The organism is Pseudomonas sp. HLMP (assembly GCF_046365545.1).
GTDB classification, from domain to species: domain Bacteria; phylum Pseudomonadota; class Gammaproteobacteria; order Pseudomonadales; family Pseudomonadaceae; genus Aquipseudomonas; species Aquipseudomonas guariconensis_B.
The window spans coordinates 162,390-187,398 of record NZ_JBDLLR010000001.1 but is presented as its reverse complement, the minus strand read 5'-3'; the positions used below and the strand labels follow the sequence as shown (position 1 = coordinate 187,398).

The 25,009-nt window shown below is 65.4% G+C and carries 27 protein-coding genes; 16 read left to right on the top strand and 11 right to left on the bottom strand.

The genetic code is table 11. The annotated features are described in order from the left end of the window. Positions 1-32 precede the first annotated feature (32 nt). The 5 genes from ABFA30_RS01045 to ABFA30_RS01025 are packed head-to-tail and all read right to left on the bottom strand — an operon-like array spanning position 33 to position 6,532. Positions 33-410 carry a response regulator gene (locus ABFA30_RS01045; RefSeq protein WP_225790355.1) on the bottom strand — a complete coding sequence of 126 codons (378 nt, stop codon included), beginning with the start codon at positions 408-410 and terminating at the stop codon, positions 33-35. Between the two features lie 44 nt (positions 411-454). Beyond that, a complete protein-coding gene (locus tag ABFA30_RS01040) occupies positions 455-1,681 on the bottom strand; it encodes a hybrid sensor histidine kinase/response regulator (RefSeq protein WP_225790354.1) in 1,227 nt (408 codons plus the stop codon). Continuing rightward, positions 1,675-2,250: a chemotaxis protein CheB gene (locus ABFA30_RS01035; protein WP_410045074.1), complete on the bottom strand. Its 576-nt coding sequence runs from the start codon at positions 2,248-2,250 to the stop codon at positions 1,675-1,677. Before ABFA30_RS01035 ends, ABFA30_RS01040 begins: the two co-directional genes overlap by 7 nt. Continuing rightward, positions 2,247-3,068 (bottom strand): CheR family methyltransferase, encoded by an 822-nt coding sequence (locus tag ABFA30_RS01030; protein WP_225790352.1) that lies wholly within the window; start codon positions 3,066-3,068, stop codon positions 2,247-2,249. Before ABFA30_RS01030 ends, ABFA30_RS01035 begins: the two co-directional genes overlap by 4 nt. Beyond that, complete coding sequence (locus ABFA30_RS01025; RefSeq protein ID WP_410045073.1) at positions 3,065-6,532, bottom strand: response regulator; 3,468 nt, start codon at positions 6,530-6,532, stop codon at positions 3,065-3,067. The genes ABFA30_RS01030 and ABFA30_RS01025 overlap by 4 nt, the downstream gene beginning before the upstream one ends. A 247-nt stretch (positions 6,533-6,779) precedes the next feature. Here ABFA30_RS01025 and ABFA30_RS01020 point away from each other — a divergent pair, with 247 nt between their 5' ends. After that, entirely contained in the window at positions 6,780-7,130 is a 351-nt protein-coding gene (locus ABFA30_RS01020; protein ID WP_368816168.1) for a response regulator, read from the top strand. A gap of 71 nt (positions 7,131-7,201) precedes the next feature. Then, complete coding sequence (locus ABFA30_RS01015; protein ID WP_410045072.1) at positions 7,202-8,518, top strand: glycosyltransferase; 1,317 nt, start codon at positions 7,202-7,204, stop codon at positions 8,516-8,518. Here ABFA30_RS01015 and cobF read toward each other — a convergent pair. Next, positions 8,490-9,233 (bottom strand): precorrin-6A synthase (deacetylating), encoded by a 744-nt coding sequence (gene cobF / locus ABFA30_RS01010; RefSeq protein WP_225790348.1) that lies wholly within the window; start codon positions 9,231-9,233, stop codon positions 8,490-8,492. The genes ABFA30_RS01015 and cobF overlap by 29 nt on opposite strands. 63 nt (positions 9,234-9,296) lie before the next feature. Further along, positions 9,297-10,586, bottom strand: a complete 1,290-nt coding sequence (locus tag ABFA30_RS01005; RefSeq protein WP_410045071.1) for an OprD family porin — start codon at positions 10,584-10,586, stop codon at positions 9,297-9,299. 361 nt (positions 10,587-10,947) lie between these two features. Between ABFA30_RS01005 and ABFA30_RS01000 the strand changes: the two genes are divergently transcribed. The 3 genes from ABFA30_RS01000 (at position 10,948) to ABFA30_RS00990 (ending at position 12,405) form a co-directional block, all read left to right on the top strand. Next, positions 10,948-11,310 carry a histone-like nucleoid-structuring protein, MvaT/MvaU family gene (locus ABFA30_RS01000; RefSeq protein ID WP_225790363.1) on the top strand — a complete coding sequence of 121 codons (363 nt, stop codon included), beginning with the start codon at positions 10,948-10,950 and terminating at the stop codon, positions 11,308-11,310. Positions 11,311-11,534: 224 nt separating this feature from the next. Continuing rightward, positions 11,535-12,062, top strand: coding sequence for a lactoylglutathione lyase (gloA, locus tag ABFA30_RS00995; RefSeq protein WP_225790346.1), 528 nt, complete (start codon positions 11,535-11,537; stop codon positions 12,060-12,062). 94 nt (positions 12,063-12,156) lie between these two features. Next, on the top strand, positions 12,157-12,405 hold the full coding sequence (locus tag ABFA30_RS00990; RefSeq protein WP_225790345.1) for a hypothetical protein: 249 nt from the start codon (positions 12,157-12,159) through the stop codon (positions 12,403-12,405). A gap of 34 nt (positions 12,406-12,439) precedes the next feature. Here ABFA30_RS00990 and ABFA30_RS00985 read toward each other — a convergent pair whose 3' ends face one another. Further along, on the bottom strand, positions 12,440-13,264 hold the full coding sequence (locus tag ABFA30_RS00985; protein WP_410045070.1) for a shikimate 5-dehydrogenase: 825 nt from the start codon (positions 13,262-13,264) through the stop codon (positions 12,440-12,442). 231 nt (positions 13,265-13,495) lie between these two features. Here ABFA30_RS00985 and ABFA30_RS00980 point away from each other — a divergent pair, with 231 nt between their 5' ends. Continuing rightward, the gene (locus ABFA30_RS00980; protein ID WP_225790343.1) at positions 13,496-13,678 is read left to right on the top strand and encodes a hypothetical protein; all 183 of its coding nucleotides are present in this window, start codon (positions 13,496-13,498) and stop codon (positions 13,676-13,678) included. A 242-nt stretch (positions 13,679-13,920) separates the two neighbouring features. Further along, a complete protein-coding gene (gene pbpG / locus ABFA30_RS00975) occupies positions 13,921-14,847 on the top strand; it encodes a D-alanyl-D-alanine endopeptidase (RefSeq protein ID WP_410045069.1) in 927 nt (308 codons plus the stop codon). A 49-nt stretch (positions 14,848-14,896) separates the two neighbouring features. On the opposite strand, the gene ABFA30_RS00970 is transcribed toward pbpG, so the two are convergent. Next, complete coding sequence (locus tag ABFA30_RS00970) at positions 14,897-15,319, bottom strand: hypothetical protein (RefSeq protein WP_253081088.1); 423 nt, start codon at positions 15,317-15,319, stop codon at positions 14,897-14,899. 193 nt (positions 15,320-15,512) lie between these two features. Here ABFA30_RS00970 and ABFA30_RS00965 point away from each other — a divergent pair, with 193 nt between their 5' ends. The 9 genes from ABFA30_RS00965 to ABFA30_RS00925 all read left to right on the top strand — a co-directional run bounded on the left by ABFA30_RS00965 (position 15,513) and on the right by ABFA30_RS00925 (position 23,235). Then, positions 15,513-16,847, top strand: a complete 1,335-nt coding sequence (locus tag ABFA30_RS00965; protein ID WP_410045068.1) for a lysine N(6)-hydroxylase/L-ornithine N(5)-oxygenase family protein — start codon at positions 15,513-15,515, stop codon at positions 16,845-16,847. Positions 16,848-17,135: 288 nt separating this feature from the next. Next, a complete protein-coding gene (locus ABFA30_RS00960) occupies positions 17,136-18,335 on the top strand; it encodes a PepSY-associated TM helix domain-containing protein (RefSeq protein WP_225790339.1) in 1,200 nt (399 codons plus the stop codon). Continuing rightward, positions 18,332-18,871: a thiamine pyrophosphate-binding protein gene (locus tag ABFA30_RS00955; protein ID WP_410045067.1), complete on the top strand. Its 540-nt coding sequence runs from the start codon at positions 18,332-18,334 to the stop codon at positions 18,869-18,871. Before ABFA30_RS00960 ends, ABFA30_RS00955 begins: the two co-directional genes overlap by 4 nt. Then, on the top strand, positions 18,868-19,188 hold the full coding sequence (locus tag ABFA30_RS00950; protein ID WP_225790337.1) for a hypothetical protein: 321 nt from the start codon (positions 18,868-18,870) through the stop codon (positions 19,186-19,188). Before ABFA30_RS00955 ends, ABFA30_RS00950 begins: the two co-directional genes overlap by 4 nt. Beyond that, the gene (locus ABFA30_RS00945; RefSeq protein ID WP_225790336.1) at positions 19,185-19,754 is read left to right on the top strand and encodes a DUF6162 family protein; all 570 of its coding nucleotides are present in this window, start codon (positions 19,185-19,187) and stop codon (positions 19,752-19,754) included. Before ABFA30_RS00950 ends, ABFA30_RS00945 begins: the two co-directional genes overlap by 4 nt. A gap of 16 nt (positions 19,755-19,770) precedes the next feature. Further along, the gene (locus ABFA30_RS00940; RefSeq protein WP_225790335.1) at positions 19,771-20,688 is read left to right on the top strand and encodes a metal ABC transporter substrate-binding protein; all 918 of its coding nucleotides are present in this window, start codon (positions 19,771-19,773) and stop codon (positions 20,686-20,688) included. Beyond that, positions 20,685-21,431 carry a metal ABC transporter ATP-binding protein gene (locus ABFA30_RS00935; RefSeq protein ID WP_253081084.1) on the top strand — a complete coding sequence of 249 codons (747 nt, stop codon included), beginning with the start codon at positions 20,685-20,687 and terminating at the stop codon, positions 21,429-21,431. Before ABFA30_RS00940 ends, ABFA30_RS00935 begins: the two co-directional genes overlap by 4 nt. Further along, on the top strand, positions 21,431-22,330 hold the full coding sequence (locus tag ABFA30_RS00930; RefSeq protein ID WP_225790333.1) for a metal ABC transporter permease: 900 nt from the start codon (positions 21,431-21,433) through the stop codon (positions 22,328-22,330). Before ABFA30_RS00935 ends, ABFA30_RS00930 begins: the two co-directional genes overlap by 1 nt. 2 nt (positions 22,331-22,332) lie before the next feature. Continuing rightward, a complete protein-coding gene (locus ABFA30_RS00925) occupies positions 22,333-23,235 on the top strand; it encodes a metal ABC transporter substrate-binding protein (protein WP_410046021.1) in 903 nt (300 codons plus the stop codon). 68 nt (positions 23,236-23,303) lie between these two features. Here the strand turns inward: ABFA30_RS00925 and ABFA30_RS00920 are convergent, their stop codons facing one another. Next, positions 23,304-24,395, bottom strand: coding sequence for a DUF1615 domain-containing protein (locus ABFA30_RS00920; RefSeq protein ID WP_410045066.1), 1,092 nt, complete (start codon positions 24,393-24,395; stop codon positions 23,304-23,306). Continuing rightward, a complete protein-coding gene (locus ABFA30_RS00915) occupies positions 24,392-24,943 on the bottom strand; it encodes a hydrolase (protein WP_225790332.1) in 552 nt (183 codons plus the stop codon). Before ABFA30_RS00915 ends, ABFA30_RS00920 begins: the two co-directional genes overlap by 4 nt. Positions 24,944-25,009: the final 66 nt, after the last annotated feature.

The window sequence follows — 25,009 nt, the reverse complement described above, 5'->3', positions numbered from 1 at the left end:
CTAACGGGCCTTGCCCAGGCCTGGTGTCATCATCAGCGCAACAATTCCTGGATCTGTTCGCGCAGGTTATCGAGGTCGAACGGCTTGGCCAGGATCGGCGCCTTGCGCGTGATAGGGCTGCCGCAATCGCGGATTTCCGCCGGATAACCGCTGATGAAGATCACCTTCAGGTCCGGCCGCAGCTTGACCGCCGGCTCGGCGATATCCACGCCGGAGATCCCGCCCGGCAGGCGGAAATCGGTCACCATCAGGTCCAGGTGCGGCTTGCTGGCAAGGATGGCGAAGGCCTGCTCGCCATCCTCGGCCACCAGCACATGGTAGCCCTCGCCTGCCAGGTAATCGCGCAGGATCATGCGAATCGCCGGCTCGTCCTCGACGATCAATACGACATCTTGTGCATCTTCACTCATGGCAGCGCCTTGCAATTCAACAGGTTGGCTATCTGACCCCAGGCTCACGCAGAGGTTGCCTGCGCCTGGTCGCTTTCTCGCCGTGCCGTCGCCAGCGGCAGGTACAGGCTGAAGGTCGCCCCCTTGCCCTCCTCACTGTCGACCTGGATACGCCCGCCGTGAGCCTGGACAATCTGCTCGCAGATGTACAGGCCAAGCCCCAGGCCGCCACTGGCCTGCTGCGCAGCGACCCGCTCGAACTGCTGGAAGATCCGTTGCTGGTTAGCAGCGCTGATGCCGATGCCCTGGTCCTGAACCTGCACACAGGCCATGCCGTGCGCCTCGAACACCCGCACCCGTACCGGCCGCCGCTCGCCATAACGCAGGGCATTGGACAACAGGTTGGCCACCACCTGCTCGATGCGGAACTCATCCCACTCCCCCGGCAATGCCTCGCAGCGCTCCAGTTCGATGTGGGTGTCGAGGGCGGTGGCCTGGGCCGCGAAGTTCTCGACCAACCCCCGTACCAGGTGGCCGAGATCGAACGGCTGGGTGCGGATCGACAACTTGCCGGTGCGTATCCGCGACACATCGAGCATGTCCTCGATCAGCCGGATCAGGCTGTTGATCTGCCGTTCGTCACGCTCGACCATGGCGCGCAAGCGGTCTTCGGTGAAGGCCGCGAGGTTGCCCCTGGCCAGGTGCATCTTGCGCAGCTGGGTCTCGAGGATCAGGCCATTGAGCGGCGTGCGCACCTCGTGCGAGACGATCGACATGAAGTCGTCGCGCATGCGCACCGCATGCTCCAGCTCGCTGCGCGCCACCTGCAGCTGGGCCAACAACTGCTCCTGCTCCTGGCGGCTGTGCTCGAGGGCTTCCAGTTGGCGATTGAGGGCCTTGCGCTGGCGGTACAGGTCGACGAACACCGAGACCTTGCTCTTCACCGCCAGGGTATCGAGAGGCTTGTGCAGGAAGTCCACCGCGCCGCTCTCGTAGCCCTTGAAGGCATAGTTCATCTCCCGCCCGGCGGCGCTGACGAAGACGATCGGGATGCTCTTGGTCTTCTCGATACCGCGCATCAGCTCGGCCAGCTCGAAGCCGTTCATGCCCGGCATCTGCACATCGAGGATGGCCAGCGCGAACTCATGCTCGAGCATCAGCGACAATGCCTGCTCGGCGGACTGGGCCCTGTGCACTTCGCGATCCGCACCCTGGATCAGGGCGTCGAGGGCCAGCAGGTTTTCCGGCAGGTCGTCGACGATCAGCAGTTTGGCGATGATATGGCTTAGCATGCGCAGGGTTCCAGGGTCGCGAGCAGTTGCCCGATACCGTTCAGGGAAAGGATATGGTCGGGCCGATGCAGGGCCAGTGCGGCCTCCGGCATCAGCGCGACCTGTGCGTCGCGGGGGTCCTGGACCACGGTCCGGCCCCCGCTGTTCTTGATGCAGGCAAGCCCCTGGGCACCGTCTTCGTTGGCACCGGTGAGCAGCACGCCAAGCAAACCGGGGCCATAGGCATCGGCCGCCGACTGGAACAGGAAGTCGATCGCCGGGCGGGAGAAATGCACCGGCTCTTCCTGGCTCAGCGACAGGGTCAGGTCACGCTCCACCGACAGGTGGTAGCCAGGCCCGGCCACGTAGATCAGCCCCGGCGCGATGCGCTCCTTGTCACGGGCCTCGCGCACTGGCCGGTGCAGGCGCCGCTGCAGCACCTCGGCCAGCTGGCTGTGGCGGTCGTCAGGCAGGTGCAACACGCACAGCACCGGGATGCCGAACCCCGGCGGCAAGGCATCGAGCACCTTGAACAGCGCCGCGACACCGCCGGCCGAAGCGCCGATGACCACCGCCTCTACCCCGTTCATGATTTGCGGTAGATCCGTTCGGGCCGTACCAGCGCCTCGAAACGCTCGCCGTAGGCGGAAAAGTCCACCGACTCCTTGCTGCCCAGGACCAGGAAGCCGCGGTGGCACAACGACTCGTGGAACAGGCCCAGGGCGCGGTCCTGCAGGTCCTTGTTGAAATAGATCAGCACGTTGCGGCAAGACACCAGCTGGGTCTCGGAGAACACGCTGTCGGTGGCCAGGCTGTGGTCGGCGAAGGTCACGTTGTCGCGCAGGCTGGCGTCCATGATCCCGTTGCCATAGGCGGCGGTGTAGTACTCGGAGAAGTCGCGACGCCCACCGGCCTTGCGGTAGTTCTCGGCATACTTGTGCAGGTCCTGCAGCGAGTAGATGCCTTGCTTGGCTTTTTCCAGCGAGTGCGGGTTGATGTCGGTGGCATAGATGATGGTGCGCTCGAGCAGGCCTTCCTCGTGCAGCAGGATGGCCATCGAATAGACTTCCTCGCCCGTGCTGCAACCGGCGATCCATACCTTGAGCGACGGCCAGGTGCGCAGCAGCGGCACCACCTCGTTGCGCAGCGCGAGGAAGTGCCCCGGGTCGCGGAACATCTCGCTGACCGGGATCGTCAGGTACTGCAGCAGCTGCATGAACATGCCCGGGTCGTGCAGCACCCGCTCCTGCAGCGCCGACACCGTACGGCAGTCGAACTGGCGCAAGGCATGCAGGATCCGGCGCTTGATCGAAGCGCCGGAATAATCGCGGAAATCGTAGCTGTACTTGAGGTAGATCGCCTCGATCAGCAGCCGGATCTCGATATCGGTGTTACGTTCGCTAGTCAAATTCGCTCCAGTTGCGGCAGCCAGACACGGATCAGGGAAAACAGCCGGTCCAGGTCGATCGGCTTGGCCAGGTAGTCGTTGGCACCGGCCTGCAGGCAACGCTGCTGGTCATCCTTCATCGCCTTGGCGGTCACGGCGATGATCGGCAGCTTGCGCCAGCGGGGCTGTTGGCGGATCAGCCGGGTCGCCTCGTAGCCGTCCATCTCCGGCATCATCACGTCCATCAGCACCAGGTCGATGTCCTCGTGCAGCTCCAGGCGCTCGATGGCCTCGCGCCCGTTGCGGCCGATCTCGACGATGGCGCCCTTGTGCTCCAAGGCGCTGGTCAGGGCGAAGATGTTGCGCACATCGTCGTCCACCAGCAGGATCCTGCGCCCTTCGAAGACCTTGTCGCGGCTGCGCGCGGTCTTGAGCATGCGTTGGCGCTCGTGGGACAGCTGCGACTCGACCTTGTGCAGGAACAGGGTGACCTCGTCGAGCAGGCGCTCCGGCGAGCGCGCGCCCTTGATGATGATCGAGCGCGAGTACTTGAGCAGATCGGCCTCTTCCTCGCGGGTGAGGTTGCGCCCGGTGTAGACGATCACCGGCGGGAAGGCGCGGATCTGCTCGCAGGTCATGCGCTTGAGCAGCTCGTTGCCGAGCATGTCCGGCAGCTTCAGGTCGATGATCATGCAGTCGTAGACGTGCTCGCGCAACAGCGCCAGGGCGTCCTGGGCCAGGGCCACGGCAGTGATCTCGATGTCGTCGTCGCCGATCAGCCGAGCGATGCTCTCGCGCTGCAGGTCATCGTCCTCCACCAGCAGGATGTGCTTGAGCTTCTGGGTGAGCTTGGCTTCCAGGCGGGCGAACACGTCCTTGAGCTCCTCGCGGCTGGTGGGCTTGACCGCATAGCCCACCGCGCCCATGTGCATGGCCGCCTCGACGCGGTCCTCCACCGAGAGGATGTGCACCGGGATGTGGCGGGTCGAGGCCTGCTCCTTGAGGCGCTGCAGCACGGTGAGCCCGGAGTGGTCGGGCAGGCGCATGTCGAGCAGGATGGCGTCCGGCGTGTATTGCACGGCCAGGGCGAAGCCTTCGTCGGCGGCCTGGGCCACCAGGCAGTCGTAGCCCAGCTCGTGGGCCAGGTCGAAAAGGATACGGGCGAAGTTCGGCTCGTCCTCGACTACCAGGATGCAGCGCCGGGTGAACGGCGCCCGCTCGCGGTCGTCGGCGAATGCCGGGGCCTGGCGTGGCGCCTGGACGGGCACCGGCATCGTCAGCGGTGCCGGCGGTTCATCGGCGTCAGGTCGCGGGCTGTGCGCGTGGTCCTGTTCCTCCGGTGCCTCGTAACGCGCCGGCAGGACCAGGCTGAACACGCTGCCCTGGCCAGGGCTGCTGTCGACGCTGATGTGTCCGCCGAGCAGGTGGGCAAGGTCGCGGGAGATCGACAGGCCCAGGCCGGTGCCGCCATAGCGGCGGTTGCTGGTGCCGTCGACCTGGTGAAAGGCGCCGAAGATCGCCTGCTGCTGGTCGGCGGCGATGCCGATGCCACTGTCGCGCACGGTGAAAACGATGCCCTGCCCGGCCTGCTGGCTGATGTCCAGGCTGACCTGGCCGTGCTCGGTGAACTTGATGGCGTTGGACAACAGGTTCTTGAGAATCTGCTCCAGGCGCTGGCGGTCGGTGAACAAGGTCGCCGGCACCTGCGGCTCGACCTGAACCTTGAAGGCCAGGCCCTTGTCCTGGGCCAGGGGCTGGAACATGGCCTGCAACCCTTCTACCAGGCGTTCGAGCTGGGTGGGCTCCGGACGTACCTCGAGCTTGCCGGCCTCGACCTTGGCGATGTCCAGGATGTCGTTGATCAGGTTGAGCAGGTCGTTACCGGCCGAGTAGATCGACTCGGCGAACTTGACCTGTTCCTCGCTGAGGTTGCCTTCGGCGTTCTCGGCCAGCAGCTTGGCCAGGATCAGCGAGCTGTTGAGCGGCGTGCGCAACTCGTGGGACATGTTGGCGAGGAACTCGGACTTGTACCTGTTCGAGCGCTGCAGGTCCTCGGCGCGAGCCTGCAATTCCAGCTGGGCTTGGTTCAGCTCGCTGTTCTTGCGGTCCAGGGCCTCGGTGCGCTCGGCCAACTGCTCGTTGGTCTGCTCGAGCTCTGCCTGCTGGGTCTCCAGATGGGCCTGGGACTCCTTGAGCACCCGCGACTGTTCTTCCAGTTCCTCGTTGGCGGTCTTGAGCTCTTCCTGCTGGACCTGCAGCTCTTCGTTGAGCTGCTGGGTCTCGGCCAGCACCTCCTGCAGACGCTGGCGGTAGCGGGCGGTTTCGATGGAAATGCCCAGGTTGCCGCCGACCTGCTGCAACAGCTCGCCGTCGCGTTCGTGCAACGGCCGCAAGAAGCCCAGCTCGATGACGCCATTGACCTGGCCGTCATCGCTGAGCGGCATCAGCAAGGCACTGCGTGGCAGGCCGCTGCCCAGGCCGGAGCTCAGGCGGTAGTAGTCTTGCGGCAGATCGTCCAGGCGCAGCAGGCGCGACTGGCGAACCGCCTGGGCCAGCAGCCCTTCCTGGCTGCCGAGCCGTTGCTCGCGGGCCTGTTCCTCGGCATCCAGCCCATAGCTGGCTACCCGAACCAGATGCCCCTGCTCGTCGCGTATGTAGAAGGCCCCTACTACGCTGCCCAGGTAGCTGGCGAAGAAACGCAAGACATTGTCGCCGAGCATGGGCAGGGTCAACTGGCCCAGCACCTGCTCGGCCAACTGGGTCTGGCCGTTGCGCAGCCAGGCCTGTTGCTCCAGCCGCTCGGCCGCGCGCTGCTGGGCCTGCAGGTTGTCGACATAGCTGTCGGACAGCGCCAGCAGGTCACGCCGGCCCAGGTACGCCAGCAGCCCGGTCAGGGCGACGATCAACGCCACGAAGACGCTGATGGCCGTCATCGTGACGGTGTTGACCGTCGCATTGCGCGTCATGCGCAGTTGCTGCTCGCTGGCGATGAGATCGTCGAACTCCTTGCGGATCTCGTCGGTCAGGCGCTTGCCCTGGCCGTTGCCAATGCTGCTCTGGTAGTCGCCCTGGTTGCGGCGCAGGGCGATCATGGCGCCGCCGAAGTCGTTCCAGGCGCGCTGCAAGGCGATCAGCCGGTCGATGCGCTCGACCTGCTGCGGGTTGTCCGCCACCATGGCGCGCAGGCTCTGCAGGCTGCTGAAGATGCGTGGCTTGGCCACCTCGTACGGGTCGAGGAAGCGCTCGTCGCCGGTGATCAGGAAACCGCGCATGCCGGTTTCCATGTCGATCGAAAGCTTGACCGTCTCGTTGGCATTGCCGATCACCTGATCGGTATGCTCGACCCACTGCATGGCCGAGAGCAGGTAGTTGATCACCGCGACGAAGGCCACGGCGCCCAGCAGGCCCACCCCCAGGGGGAGACCGATGTTGCGGCTCAACAGCTTGCGAAAGCTTTGCTGATCCATCGAGGCTGCTTGAATCATCTGAAAACGCCTGAGCGAAAAAAGTCCATTGAAGGGCCTGGTGGGCAGGTCCTGCCGCTGCGCCCACTGGCTTCATAGCGAGTCTAACCAGCTTTGCCAGGTCTGACAGGGCACTTAGCCAGTATTTGAAGGTACCCTGCGCCAATCGTTCCCTGGAAAGGTGCCGATCGTTATGCTGGGGGGAACTTCTGCCAGCGCCGCAGGCACTGAGTAGAAATCCCCTTTTCCCTGAACAGGACCCCGGATCATGCAACTTCTGGTAGTCGAAGACGACGACATCGTACGCATGCTGATGGTCGAAGTGCTCGACGAGTTGGGCTATACGGCCATCGAAGCAGCAAGCGCCACTGCCGCGCTGGCGATCCTCGAGGATCCCGGGCAGCCCCTGGCCCTGCTGATGACCGATGTGGGCCTGCCAGACATGCGCGGCGAGGAACTGGCGGCCCGGGCGCGGCAGGCAAGGCCACAACTGCCGGTGCTGTTCGCCAGCGGCTATGCCGAAAGCGTCGAGGTGCCGCCGGGCATGCACCTGATCGGCAAGCCGTTCAGCATCGAGCAGTTGCGTGAAAAGGTGGTGGGGATACTGGGTAGGCCGTGAGGTGCGGGGACAGGGCCATTCCCATCGACTCATGATTAAATAGCACCTTTTGACCCCCAAGGCCCTCCCCCATGCTCCACGTCCTGGTCATCGGCTACGTCTGGCCCGAGCCTCGTTCCTCCGCCGCCGGCGGGCACATGATGCAGATCCTCGAAAGCTTCCTGGCCCACGGCTGGCGCATCACCTTCGCCAGCCCGGCAAGCGTCGGCGAGCACAAGGCCGACCTCGCCGCGCTGGGTATCGCCGAACAGGCCATCGCCCTCAACGATGAAAGCTTCGACCGCTTCGTCGTCGACCTGGCCCCGGACGTCGTGCTGTTCGACCGTTTCATGATGGAGGAGCAGTTCGGCTGGCGGGTGGCGAAACATTGCCCGCAGGCCCTGCGCGTCCTGGAGACCTCCGACCTGCAGAGCCTGCGCGAGGCCCGCCACCAGCTGCTGCGCCGGCGCTTGGTGGAGGGCCTGGACCCCAACGATTTCCGCGCCCTGTTCAACACCAGCGGCCCCGACCTGTTCCGCCAGATGGCGCCGGCCGACCTGACCCAGCGGGAACTGGCGGCGATCTACCGCAGCGACCTGTCGCTGATCATCTCCGACGTGGAGATCGACCTGCTGGTCAACGGCTTCGGCGTGCCGGACTACCTGCTGCACTGGTGCCCGCTGATGCTCGACCCGGCCACCCAGAGCCTGCGCCCGTACGCCGAACGCCAGCACTTCCTGAGCATCGGTAATTTCCGCCATGCGCCGAACTGGGACGCGGTGCTGTGGATGAAGCACAACCTCTGGCCGATGATCCGCCGGCGCCTGCCCGAGGCCCAGTTGCATCTGTACGGTGCCTATACCCCACCCAAGGCCACGGCCCTGCACAACCCGCGCGAAGGCTTCCATGTGCAGGACTGGGCCGAGGATGCCCTGGCGGTGATGAGCGCCGCGCGCATCTGCCTGGCGCCGCTGCGCTTCGGTGCCGGCATCAAGGGCAAGCTGACCGACGCCATGCTCTGCGGCACACCCAGCGTGACCACGCCGATCGGTGCCGAGGCCATGCATGGCCCACTGCCCTGGCCCGGCGCGGTGGCGAGCACCGCCGAAGGGCTGGCCGAGGCCGCCGTGCGTCTGTACAGCGACGAAGCAGCCTGGCAGCAGGCGCAAGCTGCCTGCGCGCCATTGCTCCAGGCGCGCTACGACCAGCGTCGCCACGGCCCGGCCCTGGTCGAGCGGATCGAACACAGCCTGGCGCACCTGGCCGAGCAGCGCCTGTACAACTTCACCGGCGCCATGCTGCGCCATCACCAGCACAAGAGCACCCAGTACATGGCCCAATGGATCGAGGCGAAGAACCGCCTGGCCGACGTGCAGGCCACTAGCGCCGCAGCAGATAGGTGTCCATGATCCAGCCCTTGCGCCGCCGCGCCTGCTCGCGGGCCTCGAGGATCTGCGCCTTGACCGCCACCAGGGGCCCGGCGATGAGTATCTCGTCGGCGCTGCCCAGGTAGGCGCCCCAGTAGATCGTCAGCCCCGGGTCGTCGAGTTCGGCGAAGGCACACTGGCCGTCGAGCATCACCACCACGTTGTCGATACGCGCCTGCCCGGCCAGGCGCCGGCCCGGCAGCACGGTGAGCGGCTCGCCGATACGGTTGAGGGGAATCTGGTGACGCGCCGCCAGGGCCTGTACGCTGCTGATCCCGGGAATCACCTCCAGGCGCAGCGCCACACCCCGTTCACGGACCAGGTCGAGGATGCGCAGGGTGCTGTCGTACAGCCCCGGCTCGCCCCACAGCAGGAAGGCGCCGACATCCTCGACGCCAAGTTCGTCCTCCAGCAGGCGGGCATACAGGGCGGCACGTTGCTGGTGCCAGTCCTGCACCGCACCGACATAGTCCGGCGCTTGGCCATCGCGACGCGGGTCCTCGACCTGCACCAGGCGGTAACCACCTTGCGGCCGGTAGCGCTCGAGGATGGCCTTGCGCAGGCGCACCAGCTCATCCTTGTCGGTGCCCTTGTCCAGCACGAAGAACACCGAGGCGCGCCGCAGCGCGTCCACCGCTTCGAAGGTGACCTGGCGAGGATCGCCTGGCCCGATGCCAATCAGTAGAAGTTGTTTCATCGCCCCGCCCGTCCGCAAACCAGCGGCCATTGTCGACCGTCCGCCCGCATCGGGTAAAGCGTCCTACAAAATCGAGAAGTTGTAGCTAACGATGATCCGCGTCTCGTCCATGTCCCGCGCCCATTGTGCGTAGTTGCTGCGGTAGGTGGAGTTGCGCAGGCGCACGCTGAGGTCCTTGAAGGTGCCACCCTGCACCTGGTATTTGAGCTCGGTGTCGCGTTCCCACTCCCGGCCCTCGGCGGTGCTGCCTGGCACGCGGATATGGTCGCCGTTGATGTAGCGGGTGAAGAAGGTCAGCCCCGGCACGCCGAGAGCCTTGAAATCGTAGTCGTAGCGCAGTTGCCAGGAACGCTCCTGGGCCGCGGCGAAGTCGTTGACCTGGGCGTAGTTGACCAGGTACGGATTGCTGCCGTCGAGGTACGGCATCGCGCTCTCGCCGTACATGCGCTGCCAGCCGGCGCTGACCTTGTGGCCACCCAGGTTGTAGCCGAGCATGCCACTGAAGGCGCGGTGGTCGATCGCTCCGGCGCGGGCGTTGCCGATGTCGTCGCTCTTGATCAGGCGCAGGTCGGCGACCAGGCTACCCAGGGTCAACGGCTGGCTGGCCACCAGGCCGAGGAAGTGCTGGCGATAGATGTTCTCCAGCTTCGCCACCTGGTACTGGGCACTGAGGCGGTCATTGAAACGGTAGTCGAGGCCGGCCAGGTCGAAGTGGTCGGCCTCGATGCCGCAGGCGTAGCGCTTGTTCTTGCAGTGGACGCGAATGTCCTGGCGGTCGGTGGAGTCACGTGCGGTGTACTTGTCCAGGCGTGCCAGGGTGAGCTTCAGGTCGCGCACCTCCTGCGAAGTCAGCATGGCACCGTGGAACAGGGTTGGCAGCAGGCGGCCATCGTTGTATTTGAGCAGCGGCATGTCCGGCATCATCGAGCCATAACGCAGCACGGTGCGCGACAGCCTCAGCTTGCCGGCCACGCCCAGCTTGGCGTATTCGTCGGCGGAACGGCGCGGGTCATGGCCACTGGAGGGCAACAGCCCACTGTTGCTGTCTGCCGGGCTGGAGTCGAGCTTGAAGCCGGCCATGCCCAGGGCATCCACGCCGAAACCCAGTGGGCCCTGGGTATAACCGGAGCGAACATCGAGGATGAAACCCTGCGCCCACTCTTCACGCTTCGATGCGCCCTGGCTGGAACTGCTGTGGCCATCACGCAAATCCCGGTTGAAATAGACAGTGCGTGCTTCGACTTTGGCCGTGCTGTCTTCAAGAAAACCGGCGGCCTGGGCATCGATAGCGGCGCACAGCAAGAACAGGCCGGCAACACGGCGCCCAGGGGCCAGGGGAAAGGGGGGAAACATGCGAGGGGACATCCGAAAAGAAGGGCGAATATCAACCGGGAGCGCAGTTTGCCCCCAGGGCTGCAAGACAGCGGAAAAAGATCCCCCGCCATCATCTGCCATGATCGCCTGGACGCTCTACGACAGGCCATTGGACCATGGTCTAGACACCCGGGCAGGGCATGCCGCGCACCTTGGCCAATACCGCGCAAAAAACTAGCAAAGTTCCCGGATAATGAATTGAAAGTTTGCGGTTTACCCACTAGCCGACGACTACTACACTCATTATCAGCGAACAGTTTTTTCCCACCGCGTGGCCGGCGTTTATTGCTTTTCAATGTTCGTCACGTCATGCCACGGCAGACTTACAGGAGTGATGACAGTGTCCAGACTTGCAGAGTTTCGTGCTGCCGAAAAAGCGCTTCAGGAGCAGATGGCGCAACTGGAAGCGATGAAAAAGGATGCCGGCCTGAAACGCGAAATCGAATTCGAGCAGAAACTACTCGGCCTGATGAAGAGCTATGACAAGAGCCTGCGCGACATCATTGCCATCCTCGATCCGAAGCAGGCGGCCAAGGCCCCGGGCACACCGCCGAAACAGCAACGCCGCCCGCGGGTGGTGAAGGTCTACGAGAACCCGCACACCGGCGAGCTGATCGAGACCAAAGGCGGCAACCATCGTGGCTTGAAGGCCTGGAAAGAACAGTACGGCGCCAAGACCGTGGAAAGTTGGGTGCGCTCATGAAACATCAACACACACTTCACACTTTTTTCACAGCGGCTGGTCCAGTATCGAACCAGCTAAAGGACTAGCGACCCCATCACGCGCCCGCACATGCGGGCCTCTAATTCCAGCGCCCTGCCTTCGTGCAGGGCGTTTTCATTTGCGCGCCCACCTGACTGCCGTATCATGACGCACCTGTCTTTACCGCTGGCGCCTCACGGCCCAGCCCCGTTCCTGGAGTACCCATGAGCCTGCACGACCTGCAAACCCTGCCCGGCGTCACCGCCCAGCCGGACGCCGCCACCGCCAACTTCGTCTTCAACCACACCATGCTGCGGGTCAAGGACATCGAGAAGTCCCTGGACTTCTACACACGTGTCCTGGGCTTCAGCCTGGTGGACAAGCGCGACTTCCCGGAAGCGGCCTTCAGCCTGTACTTCCTGGCTCTGGTCGACCCGGCCCGGATCCCGGCCGACGACGCCGAGCGCCACCAATGGATGAAGTCGATCCCTGGCGTGCTCGAGCTGACCCACAACCACGGCACCGAGAACGACCCCGAGTTCGCCTACCACGACGGCAACACCGATCCGCGCGGCTTCGGCCACATCTGCATCTCGGTGCCGGACGTGCGCGCAGCCTGCGAGCGCTTCGAAGCCCTGGAAGTCCCCTTCCAGAAGCGCCTGAGTGATGGCCGCATGAAGCACCTGGCGTTCATCAAGGACCCGGACGGCTACTGGGTGGAAATCATCCAGCCTGGCGAACTCCAGGGCTGAAACCTGCGCGGTACGCTCGTCGGGCCGGGAACTCCCGGCCCCTCGCTGTGGTATATGGAAATGACCGCTTCCAAGCCACAGCGAGGTAAGGACGATGCAAACCCTTCACTGTGAATACCGCGACCACACCATCACCGCCAGCGTGATGGCTCACCCGGACTCCCCCCTGCCCTATGCCGCCGGCTGCCGGATCACCGACCCGGAAGGGCACACCAGCAGGCGCATCGCGCTGCCATTGAAGATGGCGTTTCTCTGCGACCTGGAAAATGCCCAGCATGCGGCGCTCGCCCATGGGCGGTGGCTGGTCGACCAGCAGCTGGATGGCCATCGCAAGGCCTTCTGAGCCTTGGTGAACCGGGGGCCGCACAGCGGCCCCGTCAATCCTGCCCCCGGGCATAGACCACCGCGGCGTCCACCTGCGCCTGCGTCGGACGCACCCCGGTGTACAGCACGAACTGCTCCAGCGCCTGCAGGGCAATGACCTCCAACCCAGTGATGACCGGCTTGCCCAACACCTCGGCCCGGGCGATCAACGGCGTGCGCGCCGGCATCGCGACCACGTCGAATACCCGTTCGGCCGCCGCGATGGCAGTTTCCGGAAACGCCAGCTGCTGCGCCTCGGGCCCGCCCGTCATGCCGATCGGGGTGACGTTCACCAGCATCGGCGGGCACAGGTCGTCCAGCTCGGCCTGCCAGCGATAACCGCAAACATCCGCCAATTGCCGCCCGGCCTGCTCATTGCGGGCGACGATGATCCCTTCCCGGAACCCGGCGTCCCGCAGCGCGCTGGCCACCGCCTTGGCCATACCGCCGCTGCCACGCAAGGCAAACGCGGTACCCGGATCGACCTCATGCCGTGCAAGCAACTGGCGCACCGCCAGGTAGTCGGTGTTGTACGCCTTCAGATGGCCGTCGCTATTGACCAGCGTATTGACCGATTCGATCGCCGCCGCCGACGGGTCGATCTCGTCGACCAGCGCCATGCAGGCTTCCTTGTAGGGCATCGACACGCCACAACCGCGAATACCCAGGGCCCGGATGCCCGCCACCGCCGCCGGCAGGTCCTGGGTGGTCATGGCCTTGTAGTAATAGTCCAGGCCCAACTGCTGGTAGAGGTGGTTGTGAAAGCGCACCCCGAAGGTGCCGGGCCGCCCGGCCAGGGAAATGCACAGGACGGTGTCTCTGCTGGGTGGGATGGCCATTGCCTGTTCCTTCTCGCTGAATCGTTCATGCAGCGTAACAGAGAGTGCCTGCCATCCTTACACAACCTTTACCCTGCACCCGCTACTCGCTTGACGGTCACCGCTGTCATCATGGGGACACCCACTGCGCTGGCGATCGTTGATAAAAGCAATGATCACTATCGAGGAAGTTGATTTCAAAACGCGCCGACGGCTCCGTAAGGTAGGGCCAAGTTCCACAGGAGATACCCAATGGCCACTATCCAGATCATGTCCGTCATCGGCAGCGCCGTCCCGGCTCCCTTGCGTGAACAGGGAATGCTGGCCTGCTGGTACCTGGTGCGCAATGGCGAGGCGGTCAGCGGCCCGCTGGCATCGCGGGCTTCGGCCCAGGCCCTTGCCGAACGACTGCAGGCTACAAGCTTGCTCGCCTGAACGAATTTTGTTGTGCGTTGCTCTCTATGCCTCTGTTGCCCGCCTTCCCTGGCGGGCTTTTTTTTGACCTGGCGAGCCGACGAACGGCGCCGGGGAGAAACGTTCCAGCATGAAGCTTTTTTCATTTCGACGCCTGCGATCAACGAGCAATCGACAGCACTTCGACCATACTCCAGAATGCACGGTTTCTGGGGGAAACCCTTGCACAGCCAACGACATACCAACCTTTAGTGAGCCTCAACGTGAAAACTCCCCTGTCCATTCTCAGCCTGCTGCTGTTGCTCACAGGAACCACCATCCCTCCGTCGACCGCTGCTGCACAACCCTCGGCCCAGGTACAACGCGACCCCGCCAAGCTGCACCTGGCCTCTGGCAGCGCCCTGCTGATCGACCTGAACACCCACAAGGAGCTGTACGCCAGCCATGCCGACCGCGTGGTGCCCATCGCTTCGGTGACCAAGCTGATGACCGCGATGGTGGTGCTCGACGCCAGGCAGCCGATGGACGAAATGCTCACCATGACCGTCGCCAACAACCCACAGATGAAAGGTGTCTATTCGCGGGTGCGGCTGGGCAGCCAACTGAACCGGCGCGAGACCTTGCTGATTACCCTGATGTCGTCGGAGAACCGGGCGGCCAATAGCCTGGCCAACCATTACCCGGGTGGCTATGGCGCCTTCATCAAGGCGATGAACGCCAAGGCCCGCAGCCTGGGCATGACGCAGACCCGCTATGTCGAGCCCACGGGCCTGTCGACCCAGAACGTCTCCACGGCCCGCGACCTGGCCAAGCTGCTGCTGGCGTCGCGCAAGTACCCGATGCTCAGCGAGCTGTCCACCACCCGCGAGAAGACCGTGGCCTTCCGCAAGCCCAACTACACCCTGGGCTTTCGCAATACCGACCACCTGGTGAACAAGAGCAACTGGGACATCACGCTGACCAAGACCGGCTTCACCAACGATGCCGGCCACTGCCTGGTGCTGCTGACCAAGATGGACAACCGCCCGGTGGCCATGGTGATCCTCGACGCCTTCGGCAAGTACACCCACTTCGCCGATGCCAGCCGCATGCGCCAATGGCTGGAAACCGGCACGGCCAAGCCGGCGCCGGCGGTGGCGATGCAGTACAAGGCCGAACGCCAGAACCGCGCGCGGCTGGCAGCGGATTGACTGCGCGGCCAGGGCTGCGTTGCAGCCCAAGGTGACACCCCAGGCCCTCTCAGGCCTGGGTGCTGACCATACCGCCAGCACTGCTGCCACCGGCTTTGCTCAGCGCTTCGAGCAACTGGGCGGTAGCCGCCAGGATCTCGCCATTGAGGGTGGCGATGCTGGCCTGCTTGGCGCTGACCGCCGCCAGCTTGCTGGTTTCGTCCATCTCCCGCTGCATGAGCTCGGCCAGTTGCTTCTGCTCCTCGGCCAACTGCTTCTGCAGCTTCTTGATCATCTCGCGCAATTGCTTGATGTGCGGCGGCTCGCTGCTGTCCTCGGCACTTTGCGCCTGTTGCGCTCGCTCGCCACCACGAAGCCCGGACACATCGACCTGCAAGCGCCCTTCGCGCTGGCGCCCCTGCCCGGCCTCGCTCACCTCGCCAGCAGTGGGCAGCGATGCCGCGGGGATGTTGATTGCGGTGATTCCTACCATGTTCCCCATGTCCTCACTTGAGTCCTTGTACCCCGCTTCTATCGGCTATCCAGGACATTTCTTGAGTCGAGTGACCGCCGCAAGCCCCCCCAGGTAAATTCTCCACCCTCCGGCTCGTCCTAATCGGTGTACTTGCGCAGGACTCGGAGCGCCTTGCGCGGCGCCTCTATACGACTATCCAAGGAACGCCTCCATGAGCCAGACCTCTTCCCCCGAAAAAATCCACGACCTTATCGGCGTCGGCTTCGGCCCTTCCAACCTGGCCCTGGCCATTGCCTTGGAAGAGCTCGCCGAAACCAACGGCCATGCCCTCGATGCCCTGTTCATCGACAAGCAGAGCGACTACCGCTGGCACGGCAACACCCTGGCCACCCAGAGCGAACTGCAGATTTCCTTCCTCAAGGACCTGGTCTCGCTGCGCAACCCCACCAGCCCATACAGCTTCGTCAACTACCTGCACCAGAAACAACGCCTGGCCGACTTCATCAACCTCGGCACGTTCTACCCCTGCCGACTGGAATACAACGACTACCTGCGCTGGGCCGCCGAGCATTTCGCCACCCAGGCGGTGTATGGCGAAGAGGTGCTGCGCATCGAACCGGAACTGCGCGACGGTCGCGTCGATCACCTGCGCCTGGTATCTCGCGACCAGCAGGGTCGCGAACACCTGCGCCGTGCACGTTCGGTGGTGGTCGGCAGCGGCGGCACGCCGAAGATCCCCGAGGCCTTCCGCGCCTTCAAGGGCGACCCTCGTATCTTCCACCACTCCCAGTACCTGAGCGCCCTGCAGCAACTGCCTTGCACCGAGGGCAAGCCGATGCGCATCGCCGTGGTCGGCTCCGGCCAGAGCGCCGCCGAGGCCTTCATCGACCTCAACGACAGTTACCCATCGGTCAAGGTCGACATGGTCCTGCGCGCCTCGGCGCTCAAGCCGGCCGACGACAGCCCGTTCGTCAACGAGATCTTCGCCCCCGAGTACACCGACCTGGTGTTCAACCAGCCCCACGCCGAGCGCGAAAAACTCATCGCCGAGTACCACAACACCAACTACTCGGTGGTCGATGTCGACCTGCTCGAACGCATCTACGGCATTCTCTATCGCCAGAAGGTCGCCCACAATCACCGTCATGCCGTACTTTGCCGTCGCACTATCGAAGATGTAGTGAACACCGCCGAAGGTATCGAACTGACCCTGCGCGACCTGGCCACCAACGTACGCCAGACCCATCGCTACGACGCGGTCATCCTCGCCACCGGCTACGAGCGCCGCTCCCACCGCGAACTGCTCGCCCCCCTGCAGCAGCACCTGAAGGACTTCGACGTGGACCGCGACTACCGCGCCCTGGCCAGCCCGGAGTTCGGCGCCAGTGTCTACCTACAAGGCTTCTGCGAAGCATCCCATGGCCTGAGCGATACCTTGCTGTCTGTGCTGCCGGTACGCGCCGCTGAAATCGGTCAGTCGCTGTACAAGCACCTGAGCAAACAAGCCACGGGGGCACATGACGTCGTAGCGCTTACCCGCGCCTGAATATCAGGGGCTGCAACGCAGCCCCAATGTTGTTCAACTTGAAGCGCCCTCCCCCATACACAGCGCCCCCTCCTGGCGCTGTGCCGCCCGCTGATGCCCAGTTGGCAACCCCTCCCAGATAAAATCTGCAGAAAACCAGGGCCCAGGCAGGCCCGAAAGCCCCTAATGGCCATCGCTGAAATATTTGCTTTCATTTACAGTGGCAGGATTTCGATTCTCATTCGTCTTATTAGATGCAGCCTCCAGGTTGAGCCGTGACTCGACCCTCATTTTTCAGAAGACCGACCGATGGCCCGACAAACGAAAAAATCCAAGTCCAAGCTGTGGTTCCTCGTCCACAGCTGGCTCGCCCTGCCGATCTGGTTCTTCGTCCTGATCGTCTGTTTCACCGGCATGCTGGCCGTGGTCAGCCAGGAGATCGTCTGGCTGGCGAACCCCGACGTGCGTGCGACCAAGCCCAACGACGATGCCGAGCGCCTGAGCTTCCAACAGGTGCTCGACGCCATGCACAAGGCCGAGCCGGACATGGTGGTGCGCTCCCTGAGCCAGCCGGATGGTTCGCACTTCGCACTGACCGCCAGCGCCACCCTCGCCGACGGCACGTCACGGACGCTCTACGTCAACCCCTATACCGGCGCGATCCAGGGCAAGATGCCGGACTTCAACTTCGAAGCCTTCACCCGCGCCCTGCACGGCTGGTGGCTGGTGCCGTTCACCAACGGCTACAGTTGGGGCTGGTACCTGGTCTCGCTGCTGGGCCTGCCGATGCTGGCCTCGCTGGTCACCGGCCTGGTGGTCTACAAGAAGTTCTGGAAAGGCTTCTTCAAGCTGCCGCGGCGTAGCCATGGGCCGCGGATCTTCTGGGGCGACCTGCACCGCCTGGCCGGTGTCTGGTCGATCTGGTTCATCGCGGTGATCTCCATCACCGGCACCTGGTTCCTGATCCAGGCGATCCTCGCCGACAACCACATCACGATCTCCACCGAACCCGTGGTGCCAGTGATCGCCCGCGAGGACGTACCTCGCACCGAGGACGGCAGCCCTGCCCCTCGCATCGACCTGAACGAGGCCCAGCGCATCGCCACCACGGCGATCCCCGGCCTGGACATCACCTTCATCTCCTTGCCAGGCACCGCCTACAGCCACATCAGCATGGGTGGGCGCGGCTGGTACCCGCTGATGTTCCAGACCGCCGAGGTCAACCCCTATACCCGTAACGTCGACAGCCAGTTCCTGCTCTCGGACCGCTCGACCCTGGAGTTCGTCACCGAGTCCATGCGCCCGCTGCACACCGGCGACTTCGGCGGCTTGCCGATCAAGCTCATCTGGGCGTTCTTCGGCCTGATCCTGACCCTGATGGTGTTCAGCGGCCTGCTGATCTGGACCAAGCGCACCGCCCAGGCCACCGCCGCCGCCCTCAAGCGCGGCGAGCGCGAGGCCCGGCCACGCAAGGCACATAGCGAAACCACCGTGGAGATCCAGCCATGAGCCAGGCACAGACCCTGCCCGCCAGCCCCCTGAAGCAGTTCTGGCTGAAGTGGCGCTTCCACCTGAACATCCTGCTGATCCTCATTCCCCTGGGCTTCATGCCCAAGTACTTCGCCGACGCCAAGCTGTTTCGCGGCGAGGCTGGGTTGGGCGTGAACCAGATCAGCGGCATCCAGGTCGGCCCGTACAGCCTGGACCTGGCCGAGCTGCGCGACCAGCCACCGCAGGCCAATGGCCCGGCGGGCTATTTCAAGAGCTTCAACGCCGCACTGTGCAAGACCTGCATCGACGGCGCCAAGGCCGTCTACCTGCGCATCGGCAAGCCCCGCAGCCTGCGCGCCGCCGGCACGTTGTTCTTCGGCGCGCCATACCGCATGGGTACCTCGCTGCCGGTCCCGCCGCGCACCCGCCCCGACGCCGACATCTGGATCACCATCGAAGGCTGGGACGGCAGCATGCACCAGGCCTCGGTCCCGCTGGCCAAGGCGTCGCCAGCCACCGTGGCCTGGCTCGAGAAACAAGGAGGCAAGAAATGAAACACCTGATGCGCAGGCTCGCCCTGCCCCTGCTGATGCTGGCCGCCACGCCCGCCCTGGCCCACAACCCCATGTGCGAGTGCGAGCCAGTCGACGGCGACCAGATCAAGTGCACCGGCGGCTTCTCCGATGGCAGCGGCGCACCGGGGGTGACCCTCGACGTGATCGGCTACGACGAACAGGTGCTGGTCGGCGGCAAGCTCGGTGATGACTCGACCCTGACCTTCAAGCGCCCCGACGGCGAGTTCTACGTGCTGTTCGATGCTGGGCCCGGCCACGTGGTGGAAGTGGACTACGCCGATATCGGTGAACCATGAGTCGCGCCCAGTTGGTGCGCCCGGCAGGCGCCGGGCATGAAACCCTGTACGTGCTGTTGGCCGCCGTGCTGATCGTGGTGCTCGCCGCCACGGTGGTGGGGTTGCGGGGCGAGCGCCAGGACGAGCAGGCCGTGGCCAGCCACCAGCTCGATGTGCGCCGCGACCTCAATGCCGCGGAACAGGGCATCTATACCGACCTGTGGGTCGCCTTCGACGAAATCCAGGCGCTGCGCGAAGAGCAAAGCCAAGCGCCACAGGTCGAGGCACTGGCCGAGGATGGCCTGCCGCCCTTCGTCGCCGACGCCAGTAGCGCGAGCCGTGGCAACCACCAATGGCAGTGGCTCGACGCCGGCGCCTACCTCGGCCGCAGCCAGGATGCCCAGGTGGCCGGCAGCTTCCTGCTGGTCCTGCCGCCTGACGGCGACAGCCACCCTGATGTCTGGCTACGCCGCGACGGTACCGCCACGCCACCCGCCGACCTGGGCCAGGAGGCCTTGATCGCCGCCGGCTGGCAGCAGGTGGTCAGCCACTACGACGCCGGGGTCACCCGCCAACACCGCCACTGAACCCAAGGACTCCTCCATGTTCCGCTCCGCCCTCGCCCGCCGCGTCCTCCCCCTGCTTCTGGCCTGCGTCCTGCCGGCCCTGGCCCAGGCCGACAACGGCAAGCCCCTGCGCATCGGCATCACCCTGCACCCCTACTACAGCTATGTGAGCAACATCGTCGGCGACAAGGCCGAGGTGGTGCCGCTGATCCCGGCCGGCTTCAATCCCCATGCCTATGAACCGCGCGCCGAGGACATCAAGCGCATTGGCACCCTGGACGTGGTCGTGCTCAATGGCATCGGCCACGACGACTTCGCCGACCGCATGATCGCCGCCAGCGAGAAGCCCCAGATCAAGACCATCGAGGCCAACGCGAACGTGCCGCTGCTGGCCGCCACCGGCATCGCCGCCCGGGGGGCTGGCAAAGTGGTCAACCCGCACACATTCCTGTCGATCAGCGCCACCATCGCCCAGGTCAACAACATCGCCCGCGAACTGGGCAAGCTCGACCCGGACAACGCCGCCGTCTACCGGCAGAACGCCCGCGCCTACGCCAAACGCCTGCGTGCCCTGCGCGCCGAGGCCCTGGCCAAGGTCACCGAGGCGCCGAACGCCGACTTCCGCGTGGCCACCATCCACGCCGCCTACGACTACCTGGTGCGCGACTTCGGCCTGGAGGTCACCGCAGTGGTCGAGCCGGCCCACGGCATCGAGCCGAGCCCAGCGCAGTTGAAGAAGACCATCGACCAGCTCAAGGCCCTGGACGTGAAGGTGATCTTCTCGGAGATGGACTTCCCGTCCGCCTACGTGGACACCATCCAGCGCGAGTCCGGCGTGCACATCTATCCGCTGACCCACATTTCCTATGGCGACTACACCAAGGACAAGTACGAGGTGGAGATGAAACGCAACCTCGACACCGTGGTCAAGGCCATCCAGGAGAACCGCGCATGACCGCGGCCGCCAACCTCGCCGCGCCCTGCGGGCCGCGCATCGAGTTCGCCGGCATCGACCTGACCCTGGGCCGCACACGCATCCTCGAGCAGGTCGCCTTCAGCGTCGCCGCCGGCAGCGTGCACGCCATCGTCGGCCCCAACGGCGGCGGCAAGAGCTCGCTGATCAAGACCCTGCTCGGGCAGATGCCGCACCAAGGCCAACTGACCCTGCACTGGCCAAGCGAGCAGGAGGTGATCGGCTACGTGCCCCAGGCCCTGGAGTTCGACCGTGGCCTGCCGATGACCGTGGACGATTTCATGGCCTCCATGTGCCAGCGCCGCCCGGCGTTTCTCGGCCTGTCCCGGCGCATCCGCCCGGCCATCGACGCCGCCCTGGAGCGGGTCGGCATGCTCGACAAGCGCAAGCGGCGCATGGGCGCCTTGTCCGGTGGCGAGCGCCAGCGTGTGCTGCTGGCCCAGGGGCTGATCCCCGAGCCGCAACTGCTGGTGCTCGATGAGCCCATGTCGGCCCTCGACGAGGCCGGTATCCAGGTGTTCGAACAGCTGCTGCACAGCTGGCGCCAGGCCGGCACCACGGTGCTGTGGATCGAGCACGACCTCGAGGCGGTACTGCGCCTGGCCGACCGGGTCACGGGCCTGAGCCGCCAGGTGCTGTTCGATGCTCCGCCCGCCCAGGCCCTGACCCCGGAGCGCCTGCTCGGGCTGTTCTCCGTCCACCCTCGCAGCGAGAACCTTGCCTGATGAGCTATGAAGCTTTCCGCCAGCTGGTCCAGGACTGGGCCACGGCTGGCTACCTGCCCGAGGCCCTGGCCTACGGTTTCGTGGTCAACGCACTGCTCGCCGGCCTGATGATCGGCCCGGTACTCGGCGGCCTGGGTACCCTGGTGGTGGTCAAGCGCTTCGCCTTTTTCTCCGAGGCGGTCGGCCACGCCGCGCTCACCGGCGTGGCCATCGGCATCCTGCTCGGCGAGCCGTACACCGGCCCCTATGGCAGCCTGTTCGGCTACTGCCTGCTGTTCGGCATCCTGCTCAACTTCCTGCGCAACCGCACGGGGCTGTCGCCGGATACGCTGATCGGCGTGTTCCTCTCGGTCTCCCTGGCCCTGGGGGCGAGCCTGTTGTTGATGCTGGCCGGCAAGATCAACGTGCATATCCTGGAGAACGTGCTGTTCGGTTCGGTGCTGACCGTCAGCGCCCAGGACCTGGTGGTGCTGGGCATCGTCGCACTCCTGGTGCTGGCCCTGGCCGTGCCGCTGTACAACCGCATCATGCTGGCCAGCTTCAACCCGCAACTGGCTGCGGTGCGCGGGGTGGCGGTGAAGACGCTGGACTACCTGTTCGTGGTGCTGGTGACCCTGGTCACCGTGGCCTCGGTGAAGGTGATCGGCGCGATCCTGGTCGGCGCCCTGCTGGTGATCCCGGCCGCTGCCGCGCGCCTGGTCAGCCAGTCGCTCAAGGGGTTCTTCTTCGCCTCGGTGGTCATCGCCACCCTGAGCACCCTGCTCGGCATCCTCCTGCCGATCGTCTTCGACCTGCCCGTGCCATCGGGCGCCGCGATCATCCTGGTCGCCGGCGCATGCTTCGCCCTCGCCGCCCTGGCCCGCGCCCTCGTTCCACGCCTGCAAGGAAACCCGGCATGACCCTGAGCCTCAAGCACCTGACCCTGGCCCTCGCCCTGGCCGGCCTGCCCTCCCTCGCCCTGGCGGCACAACCGACCGCGCGCACCGGGCAGGTCGCGGCCACGCAAGTGCTGACCACCCTGCCGGTGACCCACAGCCTGGCGGTCGCCCTGCTCGACGGCACCACCGTGCAGCTCAAGCGCGCCGCCCCGGCCAACCTGCCGGCCAGCCGCCAACCGTCGTACTTCAGCGGCCGCGGTGGCGCCAGCCTGCAGAAGGCGGCGCAGCAGGCCGACGCAGTGATCGGCCTGCGCTCGATCTGGCGCGACGACCCGCTCTACCCCATGGCCCGGCGCAGCAACATCCGCATCGTCGAGATCGACGCTGCGCGCCCGGTGGACGGTGCCCTGCCGGGTATCGCGGTCAAGGGTGACGACGCCTTCGCGGCCTACCCCTGGCTCAACCCGACCAACCTGGGGCGCATGGCCGATGTGCTGGCCAACGATCTCGAGCGCCTGTCGCCGGCCGACAAAGCGAAGATCCAGGCCAACCTCGCCGGCCTCAAGCGCCAGTTGCTGGAGCTGGCCTCCAGCAGCCAGACACGCCTGGCCGAGGCCGACAACCTCAGCGTGGTGAGCTTGTCCGAACGCTTGGGCTACCTGGCCAGCGGCCTCAACCTGGACGTGGTGGAGCAGCCGCTGCCGGCCGAAGACAAATGGGACGAGGCGGCGCTCAAGGCCCTGGGCGACAACCTCGCGGCCCAGGACGTGGCCCTGGTGCTGCATCACCGCCAGCCGGACCCAGCGGTGGCCAAGGTGATCGAGGCCGCCGGCGCCAGGCTGCTGGTCGTGGACAGTGACCCGGCGGATGCCGTGGCCGGGCTCAAGGCCAGTGTCGACCAGGTGGTCGGAGCGTTGACCCTCTGATTGCCTGGGGCCTTGTTGCAGGCGGGCTTTCATCGAGGGCCATCTGGGGCTGCTGCGCAGCCCCATGATCACCGCTGCATGCACCGCCGATAACGCTCGTCCACCCTCCCCGCGAACCACGCCGTGGTCAGCTTGCGGGTGATCTTCGGGCTCTTGAGCTCGATGCCCGGTAGCACCGCCCGAGGCATGGGCTTGCCCGCTGCCGCATCGGCCAGGGCGAACACCCCGCGGTACAGGGCCGTTTCCTCGAACGCCAGGCGCTCGCCCTCCTCCAACTGGCTGCGGATCTGCGGGTTGCGCAGCCCAAGCTTCACCCCCAGCTTGCGCGCCGCCTGCTCGGTATGGCCGGGCATGATCGCACCCGGAGCGACCAGGTCGCCGTCGAGCGCCAGCGTCTGGCCCGTCACCCGGCTCAGCGCCGCCTGGAACGCTGCGTTGCGGCTGGCGTACCACCCGGCATTGAAATCTGCGAAGCGGTACAGCTGGCGCTCGTAGTGGCTGGGGTAGCCCAGCAGGTGGGCGATACCGAAGTACAGGCCGCCACGCCGGGTGAAGACCTCCTGGCGAATGGAGCCCTCGTAGGCATAGGGATAGCCCTCGGCATGGCGCTCGGCGAAATCGATACTGACCTGCATCGGCCCACCGGTGCGCACCGGGTTGAGGCCACCGAGCAGGGTACGGCCGAGCGGCAGGCCGGCGATGAAGTCGTCGAACAGGCCGCTCAACTGCCGCTCACTGCGCACCGAGAGCAGCCGCTGCTGGTAGGTCTGGCCATTGCTCGAGGGCGTCTGCAAGGCAGCCTCCACCAGCATGCCTGGCACATGCAGGCGCGCGGCGCGCCGGTCGATCTCCTCCCGCACGATGCGCCCCAGGTTGGGGACCTGGGGGTCGGCATTGAACGTCGACTCCTGCTCGGTCACCGCCAGCACCGCGCACAGGTTGCTCTTGCTCGGCGCCAGGCGCTGGGCACTGAACGCTGTCTGGATATCCCGCGCCCAACCGTCGCGATCGCGCACTGACGCGGGCAGCAGGCGCTTGACCTGGGCCTGCACCTTGGCCGGGTCGGCCACCGGCTCGCCACCGGGCGTGGCACACCCCTGCAGCAACGCCAGGATCGCCGCCCCCAGCAGTACCTGGCGCCAGACGGTGGTTTCGCTCAAGGCTGCTCGCCCACCAGGTAGGTCTTGCTGATATGGCGGAACAGCGGGTGGTTGGCACTGCCCATCAGCTCGAACAGCACCATCTCGCGGGTGACCAATTGCGCCCCGGCATCGCGCATGCGCGCCAGGCCCGCCGCCTTGCTGGCCGGCGTGCGGCTGTCGCAGGCGTCCTCGACCACGAACACCTGCTTGCCCTGGGCCAACAGGCCGAGCACCGTCTGCAGCACGCAGACGTGGGTCTCCATGCCGCAGACGATGACCTGCTCGCGCGCCATCAGGCTGGCGGGCAGGCACTCGGCGGCCACGCAGGAGAAATACAGCTTTTCCACCACCTCGGCCGCCGGCGAGGCTGCCTTGAGCTCTGCCAGGGTCGGGCCCAGACCCTTGGGGTACTGCTCGGAAATCACCGTCGGCAGCGCGAGGTCCGCTGTCGCGGCCAGCAACCAGCGGGCCCGCGCCCGGGTACCCTGCGGGTCGCTCATGGCACCGATGAGTTTTTCCTGGATGTCGACGACCAGCAGCGTGGCGTTGTGAGGATCGATCAGCATTGTCTGCCCTTTTGCCTGGGAATAGGAGTGGCCCGCGATGGGCCACAACGATCCACCAAGGGTGGG

Excerpts from the sequence above, each read along its gene's own strand:
- ABFA30_RS00965 (WP_410045068.1), top strand. The coding sequence starts at position 15,513 with ATGAGCCAGACCTCTTCCCCCGAAAAAATCCACGACCTTATCGGCGTC.
- ABFA30_RS00990 (WP_225790345.1), top strand. The coding sequence starts at position 12,157 with ATGCAAACCCTTCACTGTGAATACCGCGACCACACCATCACCGCCAGC.
- ABFA30_RS00970 (WP_253081088.1), bottom strand. The coding sequence starts at position 15,319 with ATGGTAGGAATCACCGCAATCAACATCCCCGCGGCATCGCTGCCCACT.
- ABFA30_RS01015 (WP_410045072.1), top strand. The coding sequence starts at position 7,202 with ATGCTCCACGTCCTGGTCATCGGCTACGTCTGGCCCGAGCCTCGTTCC.
- ABFA30_RS01020 (WP_368816168.1), top strand. The coding sequence starts at position 6,780 with ATGCAACTTCTGGTAGTCGAAGACGACGACATCGTACGCATGCTGATG.
- ABFA30_RS00935 (WP_253081084.1), top strand. The coding sequence starts at position 20,685 with ATGACCGCGGCCGCCAACCTCGCCGCGCCCTGCGGGCCGCGCATCGAG.
- ABFA30_RS01040 (WP_225790354.1), bottom strand. The coding sequence starts at position 1,681 with ATGCTAAGCCATATCATCGCCAAACTGCTGATCGTCGACGACCTGCCG.
- ABFA30_RS01045 (WP_225790355.1), bottom strand. The coding sequence starts at position 410 with ATGAGTGAAGATGCACAAGATGTCGTATTGATCGTCGAGGACGAGCCG.
- ABFA30_RS00985 (WP_410045070.1), bottom strand. The coding sequence starts at position 13,264 with ATGGCCATCCCACCCAGCAGAGACACCGTCCTGTGCATTTCCCTGGCC.
- ABFA30_RS00950 (WP_225790337.1), top strand. The coding sequence starts at position 18,868 with ATGAAACACCTGATGCGCAGGCTCGCCCTGCCCCTGCTGATGCTGGCC.
- ABFA30_RS01035 (WP_410045074.1), bottom strand. The coding sequence starts at position 2,250 with ATGAACGGGGTAGAGGCGGTGGTCATCGGCGCTTCGGCCGGCGGTGTC.
- ABFA30_RS00930 (WP_225790333.1), top strand. The coding sequence starts at position 21,431 with ATGAGCTATGAAGCTTTCCGCCAGCTGGTCCAGGACTGGGCCACGGCT.
- ABFA30_RS00980 (WP_225790343.1), top strand. The coding sequence starts at position 13,496 with ATGGCCACTATCCAGATCATGTCCGTCATCGGCAGCGCCGTCCCGGCT.
- ABFA30_RS01025 (WP_410045073.1), bottom strand. The coding sequence starts at position 6,532 with ATGATTCAAGCAGCCTCGATGGATCAGCAAAGCTTTCGCAAGCTGTTG.
- ABFA30_RS00940 (WP_225790335.1), top strand. The coding sequence starts at position 19,771 with ATGTTCCGCTCCGCCCTCGCCCGCCGCGTCCTCCCCCTGCTTCTGGCC.
- gloA (WP_225790346.1), top strand. The coding sequence starts at position 11,535 with ATGAGCCTGCACGACCTGCAAACCCTGCCCGGCGTCACCGCCCAGCCG.
- ABFA30_RS00960 (WP_225790339.1), top strand. The coding sequence starts at position 17,136 with ATGGCCCGACAAACGAAAAAATCCAAGTCCAAGCTGTGGTTCCTCGTC.
- ABFA30_RS00955 (WP_410045067.1), top strand. The coding sequence starts at position 18,332 with ATGAGCCAGGCACAGACCCTGCCCGCCAGCCCCCTGAAGCAGTTCTGG.
- cobF (WP_225790348.1), bottom strand. The coding sequence starts at position 9,233 with ATGAAACAACTTCTACTGATTGGCATCGGGCCAGGCGATCCTCGCCAG.
- ABFA30_RS01005 (WP_410045071.1), bottom strand. The coding sequence starts at position 10,586 with ATGTTTCCCCCCTTTCCCCTGGCCCCTGGGCGCCGTGTTGCCGGCCTG.
- ABFA30_RS00945 (WP_225790336.1), top strand. The coding sequence starts at position 19,185 with ATGAGTCGCGCCCAGTTGGTGCGCCCGGCAGGCGCCGGGCATGAAACC.
- ABFA30_RS00915 (WP_225790332.1), bottom strand. The coding sequence starts at position 24,943 with ATGCTGATCGATCCTCACAACGCCACGCTGCTGGTCGTCGACATCCAG.